14 protein-coding genes are annotated in these 13,888 nt (G+C 30.4%); 5 read left to right on the top strand and 9 right to left on the bottom strand.

Features of this window, described 5'->3' with window-relative positions; genetic code table 11:
- Positions 1–112 precede the first annotated feature (112 nt).
- The 4 genes from EG240_RS08610 (at position 113) to EG240_RS08595 (ending at position 3,824) form a co-directional block, all read left to right on the top strand.
- Positions 113–1,726 carry an AMP-binding protein gene (locus EG240_RS08610; RefSeq protein ID WP_125018988.1) on the top strand — a complete coding sequence of 538 codons (1,614 nt, stop codon included), beginning with the start codon at positions 113–115 and terminating at the stop codon, positions 1,724–1,726.
- A 340-nt stretch (positions 1,727–2,066) separates the two neighbouring features.
- Positions 2,067–2,498 carry a ribose 5-phosphate isomerase B gene (rpiB, locus tag EG240_RS08605; RefSeq protein ID WP_125018987.1) on the top strand — a complete coding sequence of 144 codons (432 nt, stop codon included), beginning with the start codon at positions 2,067–2,069 and terminating at the stop codon, positions 2,496–2,498.
- On the top strand, positions 2,498–3,094 hold the full coding sequence (locus tag EG240_RS08600; RefSeq protein ID WP_125018986.1) for a hypothetical protein: 597 nt from the start codon (positions 2,498–2,500) through the stop codon (positions 3,092–3,094). The genes rpiB and EG240_RS08600 overlap by 1 nt, the downstream gene beginning before the upstream one ends.
- 148 nt (positions 3,095–3,242) lie before the next feature.
- Entirely contained in the window at positions 3,243–3,824 is a 582-nt protein-coding gene (locus tag EG240_RS08595; RefSeq protein ID WP_125018985.1) for a helix-turn-helix domain-containing protein, read from the top strand.
- A gap of 31 nt (positions 3,825–3,855) precedes the next feature.
- On the opposite strand, the gene EG240_RS08590 is transcribed toward EG240_RS08595, so the two are convergent.
- From EG240_RS08590 to EG240_RS08575, 4 genes are all read right to left on the bottom strand, one after another.
- Positions 3,856–4,494, bottom strand: coding sequence for an ATP-binding cassette domain-containing protein (locus tag EG240_RS08590; protein WP_125018984.1), 639 nt, complete (start codon positions 4,492–4,494; stop codon positions 3,856–3,858).
- Positions 4,475–5,380 carry a hypothetical protein gene (locus EG240_RS08585; RefSeq protein WP_125018983.1) on the bottom strand — a complete coding sequence of 302 codons (906 nt, stop codon included), beginning with the start codon at positions 5,378–5,380 and terminating at the stop codon, positions 4,475–4,477. The genes EG240_RS08590 and EG240_RS08585 overlap by 20 nt, the downstream gene beginning before the upstream one ends.
- 58 nt (positions 5,381–5,438) lie before the next feature.
- Complete coding sequence (gene clcA, locus EG240_RS08580; protein WP_158612012.1) at positions 5,439–6,776, bottom strand: H(+)/Cl(-) exchange transporter ClcA; 1,338 nt, start codon at positions 6,774–6,776, stop codon at positions 5,439–5,441.
- A gap of 225 nt (positions 6,777–7,001) precedes the next feature.
- The gene (locus EG240_RS08575) at positions 7,002–7,265 is read right to left on the bottom strand and encodes a DUF1294 domain-containing protein (RefSeq protein ID WP_125018981.1); all 264 of its coding nucleotides are present in this window, start codon (positions 7,263–7,265) and stop codon (positions 7,002–7,004) included.
- A gap of 52 nt (positions 7,266–7,317) precedes the next feature.
- Here EG240_RS08575 and EG240_RS08570 point away from each other — a divergent pair, with 52 nt between their 5' ends.
- Positions 7,318–9,444 carry a Tex family protein gene (locus EG240_RS08570; RefSeq protein WP_125018980.1) on the top strand — a complete coding sequence of 709 codons (2,127 nt, stop codon included), beginning with the start codon at positions 7,318–7,320 and terminating at the stop codon, positions 9,442–9,444.
- 517 nt (positions 9,445–9,961) lie between these two features.
- On the opposite strand, the gene EG240_RS08565 is transcribed toward EG240_RS08570, so the two are convergent.
- The 5 genes from EG240_RS08565 to EG240_RS08545 all read right to left on the bottom strand — a co-directional run bounded on the left by EG240_RS08565 (position 9,962) and on the right by EG240_RS08545 (position 13,711).
- A complete protein-coding gene (locus EG240_RS08565; protein ID WP_125018979.1) occupies positions 9,962–10,753 on the bottom strand; it encodes an NAD(P)H-binding protein in 792 nt (263 codons plus the stop codon).
- Positions 10,750–12,285 carry a bifunctional GNAT family N-acetyltransferase/carbon-nitrogen hydrolase family protein gene (locus tag EG240_RS08560; RefSeq protein ID WP_125018978.1) on the bottom strand — a complete coding sequence of 512 codons (1,536 nt, stop codon included), beginning with the start codon at positions 12,283–12,285 and terminating at the stop codon, positions 10,750–10,752. The genes EG240_RS08565 and EG240_RS08560 overlap by 4 nt, the downstream gene beginning before the upstream one ends.
- A gap of 60 nt (positions 12,286–12,345) precedes the next feature.
- Positions 12,346–12,825, bottom strand: coding sequence for a hypothetical protein (locus tag EG240_RS08555; protein WP_125018977.1), 480 nt, complete (start codon positions 12,823–12,825; stop codon positions 12,346–12,348).
- Positions 12,826–13,176: a hypothetical protein gene (locus tag EG240_RS08550; protein ID WP_125018976.1), complete on the bottom strand. Its 351-nt coding sequence runs from the start codon at positions 13,174–13,176 to the stop codon at positions 12,826–12,828.
- Between the two features lie 76 nt (positions 13,177–13,252).
- The gene (locus tag EG240_RS08545; protein WP_125018975.1) at positions 13,253–13,711 is read right to left on the bottom strand and encodes a hypothetical protein; all 459 of its coding nucleotides are present in this window, start codon (positions 13,709–13,711) and stop codon (positions 13,253–13,255) included.
- Positions 13,712–13,888: the final 177 nt, after the last annotated feature.

Below are 13,888 nucleotides of genomic sequence, written 5' to 3'. Positions count from 1 at the left end.
TTTTAAAAATCACATATTTTTTTAGTTATATTTTTGTGAAATTTTCAGTGTTAATTCCGTTGTCTTGCTAATTGTTTTTTGTAATTTGACATATAATAAAAAACAATTAGTTATGAATACAATCTCTTATGTTAACGGAATTTCCGAAATTTCTTTGTTAGGTGAAACAATCGGACAAAATTTAAAGAAAATTGTAGAACATTTTCCTACAGCCGATGCATTAGTTAGTGTTCATCAGAATTATAAAGCAGATTATAAAACTTTTTATAACGATACCACAAAAGTAGCGAAAAGTTTAATTGCAGCTGGTATTTTAAAAGGTGATAGAGTAGGGATTTGGGCTCCGAATTGTTTTGAATGGACTTTATTACAATTTGCAACAGCACGAATTGGAGTTATTTTAGTAAATGTAAATCCTGCATATCGTCCGCACGAAGTTCAATTTGCAATCAATCAATCTGGAATTTCATTAATGGTTTCTGCCGTAACACATAAAACAAGTAATTATAAAGAAATGCTTTCTTGTGTTATCGAAGAATGTCCAACTTTAACTCAAGTTGTTTATCTTAATGAACAATGGGATGGATTTCTACAATCTGCAGAAACTATTTCTGATGAAGAATTAGAATCTTTCGAAAAAGCAGTTCAGTTCGATGATCCTGTGAATATTCAATATACATCCGGAACAACCGGATTTCCAAAAGGAGTTACTTTATCGCATCACAACATTTTAAACAACGGATTTTTTATTGGCGAACGTTTGAAATACACCACAAAAGATCGCGTTTGTATTCCCGTTCCGTTTTATCATTGCTTTGGAATGGTCATCGGAAATTTAGCTTGCGTAACTCACGGTTCTTGTATGGTAATTCCGAATGAAGGTTTTGATGCTACCAAAACTTTAGAAGCCGTTCAAGCAGAAAAATGTACTTCGTTATACGGAGTTCCAACGATGTTTATTTCTATGTTAGGCGTTCCGAATTTTAAATCATTTGATTTGAGTTCATTACGAACAGGAGTAATGGCAGGTTCGCCTTGTCCAGTAGAAGTAATGAAACGCGTACAAGCGGAAATGAATATGCACGAAATTAGTATTTGCTACGGAATGACTGAAACGTCACCGGTTTCTACACAAACTAAAATCGGAGTTCCTCTAGAAAAGCAAGTTTCAACCGTTGGTACAGTTATGGATCATTTAGAAATCAAAATTATTGATTCTGAAACTGGTAAAATAGTTCCTCGCGGCGAATCAGGGGAGTTGTGTACGCGCGGCTATTCTGTGATGTTAAAATATTGGAACGATCCTATTAAAACGGCTGAGGTTTTAGACGAAGGGCGTTGGATGCATACCGGTGATTTAGCTTCTATGGACGAAGAAGGTTACATCACGATTACGGGTAGAATCAAAGATTTAATCATTCGTGGCGGTGAGAATATTTCTCCAAAATGGATTGAAGATTTCTTGTACACACATTCCAAAATTGTCGATGTTCAGGTAATCGGAGTGCCAAGTGAAAAATACGGCGAAGAAGTGATGGCTTGGGTAAAATTACACGATGGAGTAGAAGCAACCGGAGAAGAATTACGTGCATATTGCGATCAAAAAATTGCACATTACCGTATTCCTAAATATTGGAAGTTTGTCAATGAATTTCCGATGACCATTTCCGGAAAAATAAGAAAAGGGGAGATGCGTGAAATTTCTATAAAAGAGCTTGGTTTATAGTTTTTTACGGAGCTATTTCCAGCTTTTCGCTATATCTTTTGCTTTTTACTAAAAGCAAAAGGATGCCGCTTCAATCTGGGCTAAAATAAAGTGTAACCTGATTGAATTAAAATTTTCAGAGGCCAACTCCGACAGAGTTTAAAAAAGTTTGTTTTATTTCTTTCGCATCGAGATGTATTGCCGTACATACGTGAAATGAAACTGAGCTTGCGACTGAACGAAGATAATCAAGTTTAGGATGATACGTTTCAATTCAATATAGATTTTGACTTTCTAACTTTAGACTTTAAGACTATCCAACTTTTCATTATCTTTGTTCCAACAACACAACACATAAATCATGAAAATTGCCATCGGAAACGACCACGCAGGTCCAGAGTACAAAAAAGCTCTTGTAGCTATGTTAGAAGCTAAAGGAATTGAAGTAATCAACTACGGAACAGATACTTTTGATTCTGTTGATTATCCAGATTTCGGACATAAAGTAGCTCAAGATGTAGAAGATAAAAAAGTAGATTTCGGAATTGTAATTTGTGGTTCTGGTAACGGAATTGCCATGTCTGCAAACAAACATCAAGGTGTTCGTTGCGCACTTTGTTGGACTAAAGAAATCGCTGTTTTGGCTCGTCAACATAACGATGCGAATGTAATTTCTATCCCGGCACGTTTTACTGCCATTCCGCAAGTAATAGAAATGGTTGAAGCTTTTCTTACAACTGAATTCGAAGGTGGGCGCCACGCAAATAGAGTAGGGAAGATTGCTTGTTCTTAATGCGTTCTTTAACTCAAATATTATTTCTTATTTTTTCTATTTCTGTTAATGCTCAGTCAATTTCAGAATATGAGAAACAACTAAATATTGAACCAATTTCAAATAATGCTAAAGAAATTAGAGTTTATAAAAAATACGCTATTTCAACAGGATTAGAATTGTTTATATTTTATTTTGATGATTCTTCTAATAAATACAAGGCTGAATATTATTACGTAACAGTTGATAAAAAAAATAATAAACTTGTAAAGAAGTTAGATTTAGAATCTATTTATAACATGGAGTTCAATGCTTTAAATTTATTTTTATCTCATGCGAAATATCTTCCATCTGAACAAAAAATCTGGTATAAATTTATTCCTAAACCTGATATTTTTATTGAAGATGGATATATCTATCATATAATAGGAAAGCCAATGTCAATTATAGATGGGATAAGTTATTCTATTCAAATTCAAGATAATGATAGTTATAACGAAGTTGAATATTCTAATCCAGAAAGTTATTTAAAGAATTATCCAGAAATTGATGAACTTCAAACAATTAATGAGTTTTTAGATTTTATTAAATCAAGTTTTGGAATTTATAAAAATTAAACCGATTCAGAAATGAATCGGTTTAATTTTTATAAAAGTCTTGATTTTGTTAGCTTTGACACAAATGTCGGGTAAATGTCGGCTTTGTGACGTAAGCATCTTCTCGTTATGAAATTAGTTTTGCTAAACAAAATTTAATCTATTAATTATGGAAACCATTGGAATTAAAATTTCTCAAATCAGAAATCAAAAAGCTTTATCTCAAGAGCAATTAGCAGAACTTTCTAAAGTGAATGTAAGAACCATTCAACGTATCGAAAACAACGAAACTACACCTCGTGGAGCAACTCTTAAATTATTATGCGACGCTTTAGAAATAACACCAGATGAGATTGTGAATTTTGACAAAATACAAGATAATTCATTTATCGTTTGGTTGCATTTATCTGTATTATTAGGTTATGTTTTACCTTTAGGAAATATTATTGTTCCACTTATTTTGTGGATTAAAAATCGAAATAAAATTGATTGTGTTGATTCTCAAGGGAAAAATATAATTAATTTTCAAATTATATTTTCCATAATCCTTTTTGTAATAATCCTTTTTAGTATTTCTACTATTTTAATTTTTTCAAAAGCAACTGATATTTTGTTTTATTATCAGTTTGGATTTTTACTAACAATGCTTTTACCCATATTAAATTTTATTTACCCTATTATAAATGCAATTCGAATTTCTAAAGGAACGATTAGGAATTTTTATCCTACAATTATTCGTTTTATTAAATAAATATAAAACCGATTCTTTTTGAGTCGGTTTTTTATGATTGATTATTAAAAAAAGCTATTTCTAATTGGTCAAATTCTAAATGATTGAAATAAGTTGTTTTATTATTTTTAAGCATATATATTCCTTTACAGTTTTTATATAAAACATCGATAATGTGAGAAGAAATTATAATTATTGAGGTTTTTGATTTTTCTTTTAAATAATTCAATAAAATATAATTTGCTTCGATATCTAAACCATTGAAAGGTTCATCTAGAAAATAGACTAAAAAATCTTTTTGAAATAGCGCATTCAAATACGTTTTTTTCTTCATTCCTGTAGAAAATTGCTTGATAAGTTTATCTTTTGGTAAGTCAAATAAATAATCTTTTGAAGGTTCAAGCATAAATAATTTTGCGTAGAACTTATTGAATTCTTCAGTAGTTAATTCATCGTATAAAATAGGTTCTGCAGGGCAAAATGCTGTATTAATTAAACTAACTTTTTCTTTTCCTAAATAAGATTTCCCTTCATATTTTTCTAAACCTAAAGCACATTTGAATAATGTTGTTTTACCTTGACCGTTTTTACCAATCAATCCATAAAGACCTGGTTCTGTTATTTCTAATTCTAAATTTTTTAAAACAATGTCATTAGAATAAGTTTTGCTTTTAATTTCTATTTTCAACATTTTTTATTTCGTTTAAATTTTTTAATGCTTTATTAAGTAAAAAAGGTAAGCTTAATATTGGAATTCCAAGACTTACTATCATAAAAACTAAGAATAATTGTTGTTTAATAGGATGGTGAAAAAAGGCATATTTCGAAATAATATTTACTAATGGTAAAACATATACGACTAAAATTAATGAACTAATTAGTAAATTAAAAGTATTAAATAATATAAAAACAGCAATCGGAACAATTATAAAAGAAGTGTTGATTAAACTATTTATAAATTGTGATTTTAAATAGTTTTTTGAATTATTTGAATGGTACTTTATTTCCTCAATTCGTTCTCTTTCAAATGAAGGAATACAAATTATTATAGCAATTATTAAAAGGACAAAATTTTGAATATTTGGATTTTGATGTTTAATTCCCATAAAACTTAAAACTAATAATAATGGAAACCAAAGAATTATTTTATAATTTCTAAAAGTAATATGCCAATGCGGATTAAATAAATCAAACGGATATTTGATGTTTTTCATTTGTAATTTAGGAATATGAATTACAATGAAATTAACCATTAAAACCAATATTAAGCCGTAATATTTTTGTTTTATTATTAATACAATTAAGTATGGAAAAGTGTAAATAATGTATTCAACGAATAAAATCCATTTGTAGTTTTTTCGAATCTTTAAAAGCTCTAAGTCATTTCTTTTTTGTTGGTAAAGAATTGGGTCTAAAAAAAGCAGATAAAAATACAATCCAATTTCATTAAATTTTGAATAGCAAATTAAGGCTACTGCAAGGAATAATAAAACAACCAATGCACTTGCTGTTTTATCATTTCTTGAAATATGTTTTCTGAAACGTATTGTAATTAAGCTAGAAATAATGTAATACATTTATTTTCTGAAATAAAGGAGATGAAAATTATTTGAATAATCATACAAATTATATAAACTATACTGATTTTTGATTTTTTAATGTATTTTCAAGTATAGCTGAATATAAAGGAGAAGAACCTAGAGTTTGAGCCATAAAAGAAGCAGCGGAACAAGTTAAAATTAATGGTAAGATTAACATATAACCATTAGTCATTTCCATTACGATTACAATTCCAGTAAGTGGAGCTCGAATTGTTGCGGCAAATAATCCTGCCATTGCTAATATTGTAAATGTTGCAAGATTTATGTCATAATTTGGAAAAAAATCCTGAATGATGAAACCAAATAAAACGCCTATAATGGCACCTAGAGCCATTGTTGGAGAAAAGATTCCACCAGGAGCTCCAGAGCCAAATGAGATAATAGTAGCAAAAAATCTAAAAATCAAAATCAGAAATAAAGGGTAAAATCCATATAGGCCTTCAACTACTTTTGGAATAACATTAAAACCATCTCCAGCTAATTCTGAACGAAATGAAAATAATAGTCCAAAAGTACCGGCTAGAACTGCGCCAGTTATTATAAAATTGAATTTATTCTTATTGTAAAAAGACGCTAAAAAACTGCGAGTTTTTAAAATTAAAAAATTTGAACAAGAACCTATAATACCTAATACAAAACCAAGAATAATAAAAAGCCACAAACTATTTAGTGGTACTGAATTAGGCGTTGAAATAGTTAAAATAGGTGCCGAGTTTATGATTAATTGATAAGTTAAACACGCAGAAATACATCCAATAAAAACTGCCAAAATGGATGATTTAGTGTAAGAAAATTCGGCACGCATTTCTTCTATTACAAATAAAATTCCACCAAGTGGAGCGTTAAATGCAGTTGTGATTCCTGCACCAGCACCTGCTGAAATCAGTGTATGTTGCGACTCTTTATTTTCAAGTTTACAAGTATCAGAAACCATTTTTCCTAAATTAGCTCCAATTTGAACTGTTGGACCTTCTCGACCTAAAATCATTCCACTACCAAGTGCCGCTAGACCTCCAACAAACTTTACTGGTAAAACGCGCTTCCAACGAATAGGTCTTAAATCCATTAAAGCTCCTTCGACTTCGGGAATTCCAGATCCACTGGTTTCTGGTGCATATTTTCTAACTAAATAAAAAGAAATTGCACCCATAAGTGCAGGGATTATAAATAGTAAAAAGTATTTTAGATAATAAGGAATTTCCAGTGAATATTTAGAAAAGTTTTCATGCCAATTAAGGATGAAATTAAGAGAAAGTTGAAATAATGAACCTATTAAACCTGTGAAAGTACCAACAACAGCAGCAAGAATAAAAATTAAAAACGGTGCCCGTTTTTGCCAACTTATTATCTTTTCTGTTATTAAAGTAATCATTTTGTTATTCATATCACGTAAGATCTTTTTTCTTATTAGGAATTCATTATAATTTATAACTTTTCTAGATTTGAATAAATAAAAAATTTATATCATTTTTATAAATCAATCATACTCAAATTACATAGTTATATGAATAATATCTAAAGCTAAGAAAACGATATTAAATATGCAAATAAGAAGTTTGGATGAAGTTACATTATAGTGGATTTTCTCAAAAAATGTTTACCTTCTAAATACTAAAAATAAAATTACAGTTTGTATAACTACAATAATATAAAACGGAATCTTGAAACTAGTTTTACTGGTTTTATGATTAAAATTCTTCATCGCTAACCAAGCGCCAAAAGTGCCACCAAAAGCACAAATGGTTAACAAGTTTTTTTCAGAAATACGTTTCATGTTTTTTCGAGCACGTTTCTTATCTAAATGAAACATACTAAATGCGATGTAATTAATTATAATTAAATATAGGAATACGTATTTCATATTTGGTTTAATTGCTGCAAAGGTAGTATTTTCGCTTTTTAAATCCGACCTAATGAATGTAATTCAATATATCCAACAGTTTTTAAAAACTGCTCCAAAAAATATAGAAAATACTCTGAAACTTTTATCTGAAGATGCTACCATTCCGTTTATTTCTAGATATAGAAAAGACCAAACCGGTAATTTAGATGAGGTTCAGATTGAAACGATTGCCAAAACTTCGGCTCGTTTTGAAGAAATCATCAAACGTAAAGAAGCTATTTTAAAATCAATTGAAGAGCAAAATCAATTAACTGACATTTTAAAAGCTAAAATCGAAGCTAGTTACGATTTAACAGAATTGGAAGATATTTACCTTCCGTACAAAAAGAAGCGCAAAACTAAAGCCGATACAGCTCGTGAAAACGGGTTAGAACCTTTGGCTAAAATGTTGATGTCGCAAAATGTAAACGATTTAGATTTTGTTGCATCGAAATATTTGAATGATAAAGTAGCGAATGAGGACGATGCTTTGCAAGGAGCGCGTGATATTATGGCTGAATGGATTAACGAAAATATGTTTGTTCGTAAAGCTTTACGTAGAAAATATCAACGTAATTCAACCGTTTCAACCAAAGTTGTTAAAGCTAAGAAAGACGAAGAAGGAGCTTCTAAATACGAGCAATATTTTGATTGGAGCGAATCGTTAGTAAAAGCTCCATCACACCGCTTATTGGCTATGTTACGTGCAACTAACGAAGGTTTTGTTAAGTTGGATGTGGCTATCGATAAAGAAGAAGCTTTGGCTTTTATGCAAGAAACGATTATTAAAAATCCAAATCACGAAACAGCTGTTCATATAGAAAAAGCCATTGCCGATTCATACAAACGTTTATTAGAACCAACGCTTTCCAATGAGGTTTTGCAAGAAGCTAAATTAAAAGCAGATTTGCAATCTATTGGTGTCTTTTCAGAAAATTTATCACAGTTGTTATTATCCGCTCCGTTAGGTGAAAAACGCGTGTTAGCTATCGATCCTGGTTTTAAAACAGGTTGTAAAGTGGTTTGTGTTGATGAAAATGGAAACTTGTTGTATAACGAAACTATTTTTCCACATGCACCTCAAAAAGATACTACGATGGCTATAAAAAAAGTGCGTTCTATGGCTAACTCGTATAAGATTGATGCGATTGCAATTGGAAATGGAACGGCTTCTAGAGAAACCGAATTTTTTATTAAAAAGATAGCTTTCGATAATCCTATTCAAGTGTTTGTGGTTAGTGAAGCTGGAGCTTCGGTTTATTCAGCTTCTAAAATTGCTCGTGACGAATTCCCGAATTACGATGTAACGGTTCGTGGAGCGGTTTCTATTGGTCGTCGTTTACAAGATCCGTTGGCAGAATTGGTGAAGATTGATCCAAAATCAATTGGAGTAGGGCAATACCAACACGATGTAGATCAAACCTTATTGAAAAATGAGTTAGATGCTGTAGTAATGCGTTCGGTGAATAAAGTTGGTGTAAACCTAAATACGGCAAGTAAGTCCTTATTGAGTTATGTTTCGGGTATTGGTGAAAAGATGGCGGAAAATATAGTGAATTTCCGTGCAGAAAATGGTGCTTTTACCAACAGAAAACAATTAAAAAAAGTTCCTCGTTTAGGTGAAAAAGCATATCAGCAAGCGGCAGCCTTTGTTCGAATTTTTAATGCCGAACATCCGTTAGATAATTCATCGGTTCATCCAGAAGCTTATGCATTGGTTGAAAAGATGGCAAAAGATTTGAAAGTTTCTTTAGCTGATTTAATCGGAAATAAAGATTTGATTGCTAAAATAGATTTACAAAAATATGTGTCTAACGATTTTGGAATTTTGTATTTACAAGATTTGGTTAAAGAGTTAGAAAAACCAGGAATTGATCCGCGTAAAAACGCTAAAGTTTTAGAGTTTGATGCGAATTTAAAAACCATTAACGAGGTGGTTGTTGGAAATATTTACAACGGAATTGTGAACAACATTACCAATTTTGGTTGTTTTGTTGACATAGGAATTAAAGAAGGTGGTTTGGTTCACATTTCGCAACTTAAAGATGGTTTTGTAAGTGATGTAAACGAAGTGGTTAAATTACATCAACACGTTCAGGTTAAGGTTTTGGAAGTTGATGTAGCTAAAAAACGTTTGCAGTTAACGATGGTTATTTAGTCTTAAAGATGAAAGATGAAAGTCGAAATTTAGATTGAATTTTAAAAACTTTAAAACTTATAAACTTATAAACTTTTGACTTTATGACTTATTTCGCATTAGGGATTGCAGCGGCATCCTTTTAATGTTGACTGAGCGGAGCCGAAGTAAACATAAAAGATATAGCGAAAAGCCTGACCGAGCAGTTGGGCTTTTTCTATTTTTGAGATAAAATGTTTTCTGCGAGGGAATGCCCAAAAAATGAATTCTTCAAAAATTATTTTGAACTATTGCTATTGTTTTATTGTTTTTTGAAAAATACCTAGAATAATCGAATGTATTCTTTTTTGTGTTGATGATAATGTAAAAATATTATACTTTAATTTTTAAATATGTTTTTTTATAGTTAATATTTTAAAATATTTTCTATATTTGTTTTGTAGATGATTCAGAAATTATTTGCAAACTATTAAAAAGTAGTGTTTTTATTATGTTTTATAAGGGAAATGCCCATCTAGTGATAGATGGGTGTTTTTATTTAAAAATGTTTGAAAGTAAATTTGTGTTTATTTTGAAATTTTTCACTTGAAACTTTTCTGTTTTTAGGAAATTCTACGGTTTTAAAACTGGCTAATGATAAGTTTAATTCATTTGCTGCTTTATTATAGAAAATTTCTCGGGTATCGTATTGTGGATAAACCAAGTTGTAAATTTCGTTTTCGATTGGTTTTTCAATTACCGTTAAAATGGCATCAATTGCATCGTACAAATGCAACATATTCACAGGTTCGTTTCCGTTTTCGTTAACTTCTTTTTTAGCTAAGAATTTAACTGGATGTCTTTCTTCTCCGAATAATCCACCTAAACGTAAAATGGTTGTTATAAAATTTACGTTTTCAAGTAAGTTTTCTTCATTGATGATAATTTCATTAGCACGAAGATTATCTTCTTTTAAAATGGTTGTTTCATCAACTTCGTTTTCTAAACCATCATAAACCGATGTAGAACTGGTGTAAATAACTTGTTTAATTTGATGCTTTTCTGCCTGTGAAATAATCCAATTCATTTTAGAAACATATTCCATTGCTTCGCTTTTTTTGCGATTTGGTGGAATAGTTATAATCAGAATATCACAATTTGAGAAAAAATTGTTCGTTGTAATTTGTTCGTGTGACGGAACTTCCAACAAAAAAGGTTTTAAACCAGCTTCAGAAAACAAGGTTAATTTATTTTCTGAAGTGGTACTTATTTTAACTTGATGTTTTTTAGCTAATTGTTTTCCTAAAGGAAATCCCAACCAGCCGCCACCAAGAATACTTATATTTTTCATTTGGCTCTTAAATTGTATAAATCGGTACGGCGGTCTTTTTTAATTCGAACGCTACCGTGTTCGTGTAATTCTTTTAGCAAATTTAAGTCAACATCTACAATTAATGTCATTTCTGTATTCGGAGTTGCTTCTGCTTTTACACCATTTGTAGGAAAAGCAAAATCTGATGGAGTGAAAACAGCTGCTTGACCAAACTGAATATCCATATTATTTACTTTTGGTAAATTACCTACACAACCTGTAATTGCTACATAACATTCGTTTTCTATTGCACGAGCTTGTGCACAATTTCGAACTCTTGTATAACCATTTTGTGTATCGGTTAAATACGGAACAAATAAAATTTCCATTCCTTGATCGCCCATTAATCGTGAAAGTTCTGGGAATTCGACATCGTAACAAATGATAATTCCAATTTTACCACAATCGGTATCAAAGGTTTGAATGACATCGCCGCCTTGCATTCCCCAGTACATTCGTTCGTTTGGAGTGATATGAATTTTGCGATACATTTCTGATGAACCATCTCGTTTGCAAAGAAATCCAACATTATAAAGCATTTCGTCTTCATCGTCTAAAAACGGCATACTTCCAGTAATGATATTGATGTTATATGAAATTGCAAATTCTTGAAATTTTTTACGAATCGGTTCTGTGAATTTAGATATTTCACGAATGGCTTCTGATTCGCTCATATGATTATAATCAGCCATTAACGGTGCAATGAACAATTCTGGGAAGCAAGCAAAATCACTTTCGTAACCCGAAACAGCATCTATAAAGAATTCAGCTTGATCAAAAAATTCGTCTAAATTATTTAGCGAACGCATTTGCCATTGTATCAAACCTAAACGAACCACACTTTTTTTAACGTTAATTAAGGTTGGTGTTTTTTCGTAAGCAATATTGTTCCATTCCAATAAAACTGCATAATCTTTCGAACTATGGTCGCCTTCGAGATAATTTCGGAGTAAGCGTTTGATATGAAAATCATTGTTGATTTGAAAGGAAATTACCGAATCGTGAATTTCGGTATTCTTTACTTTTTCTAAATATTGTTTCGGAGTTAATTCTGCTGAGTAATTGTGATAATTTGGTATTCGTCCTGCGAAAATAATTGATTTTAAGTTTAAGGTTTCGCATAATTCTTTACGCGCATCGTACAAACGACGACCTAAACGTAAACCACGATATTCTGGATTTATGAAAACATCAATTCCGTATAAAACATCGCCATCGTCGTTATGCGATTTAAATTTACTATCGGTAATGATATCGTTGTATTTGTGATTAGATAGAGCTAAAGTTTCATCAACAATTAAAGAAAGTGCCGCTCCAACTACCACATCATCAACTACAATAACAATTTGTCCTTCAGGAAAAATTTTCAGTAAACGTTTGATTTCATCTTTTTTCCAATATAAATCTTCAATGTCTTCATCTTCGTAAGATTGAACCATTGATTTTTTAAGCTCGATATAATCTTCAATTTCAAGATTTCGTAGTTCTACTTTATTTATTTGTCTTTCCATTTTTTATAGCATATTTATCTAAATTACTAAATTTCAGTATATAGAAAATAAATAATTAGGCTAAAAATTAGTTAATTCTAAACTTCTATAATTCGGACGATGCGTTAATGGAGAAAATGACCAAGGAATGGAGCTTAAAATGATGATTAATATAAGGATGAATCTTTTTGAGAAATAAGTAAATGCTTCTTTTGTGTTGATTTTATTTCGGATTTTAAACGTGAAACAATTGAATAATAAAATTCCAAGAATCATCATCGACGGATGTTCTAATCCGAAGAAACGAGGTTGACGTAATTTTACGGTTTCTTGAAAATTGTCCCAAAATAATAAAGCTAATTGACTTTTTGAAAATAGTAAAACACCTAATATAAATTGAATATTTAGAATCAAACAAACCACTTGCAAGAAACGATAATCTTTTAGGCTTAGTATTTTATTTGTAAAGTGTTTGTAAACAAAAAGAATACAAGTAGCAAAAAGAGCGGCCAAAACCAACCATCTGAAAATGGAATGGAAAGCTAATAAATTTGTAAACATTTACGAATTTCGTTTTACTAAAATAAACCAATCATTTTCGATTAACATATAACCTTGGTCGTAAACGAAAAAATAAGTTGTTGCATTTTTGGTTGTGTAAATGGAAGTGAAGTATTCAAATTCAAAACCCATTTGTAAAAGTTTTGAACGTGTAGTTTTTGATTTTTCTTCAGGATTTAATTCGCACAGAATACGATAATTTTTGCGTAATCGATTGTTGATATTACGCATCAAATTGGTGGCATCTTTGTTTTGTTTGTTGTTAAACGTGTTTCTACAACTGTCGTTACAAAACTTTTTGTCTTCTCTGCCAATTATTTTATCACCACATTCTAAGCAAACTTTACTCATTTTTTCTTTTAAAATTACAAAACAAATTTCAATTTGACGAAAAAAAAAGCGAAGTCATTTCTTCGCTCGTTATTAACTATTTTAAAAGTTCTAAATGTTGTGTAATTTGATTTCGAACTTCCATATAATTTTTCATATATAAACTCGACATTACGGCAACAGATTTATTTTCTTTAATCAAATATAAATGTTCTTGATGTTGACCACGAGTCACAAAACTTCGAATCACAAAACCTTGAAGGTCTTTCCAATTGTGTTGGCGTTGCGTCCCGATTCCAAGTAATTGTTTAATGACAATTTTTTCGTCGTCCAAAATAAACTTTGCCATACGAACATTCATTTCTACAAAAAATCCCCAAATCACAACAGCTAAAATTAGAATAGCAGCAAAAACTAGAAATAAAATAATTTGCCAATTGTAATCTCCGTTTGTAAAGCCCAAAATTTTTCGAACAAAATATGCTGAAATAATTGGAAATGAAATAACAAGAATACTATAAAAATAAGCTGTATTTGAAAATTTTGAAGTAATCATAAATTTAATTTTCACAAAAATAGCTATTCTCGTTTAGAACTTTTAATAAAATTGTATTAAATCTTTTTTCAGGTACAAGTTTGATTTTTGTTGAGGTTCATCAATAAAATCCAACAACAACAAACGACAACAAATACTTACATTCGATTTTAAATGATTATTAACCGAATAAAATTT

Source organism: Paenimyroides tangerinum (assembly GCF_003865405.1).
Classification (GTDB): domain Bacteria; phylum Bacteroidota; class Bacteroidia; order Flavobacteriales; family Flavobacteriaceae; genus Flavobacterium; species Flavobacterium tangerinum.
This window is presented reverse-complemented; position numbering and strand designations above follow the sequence as displayed.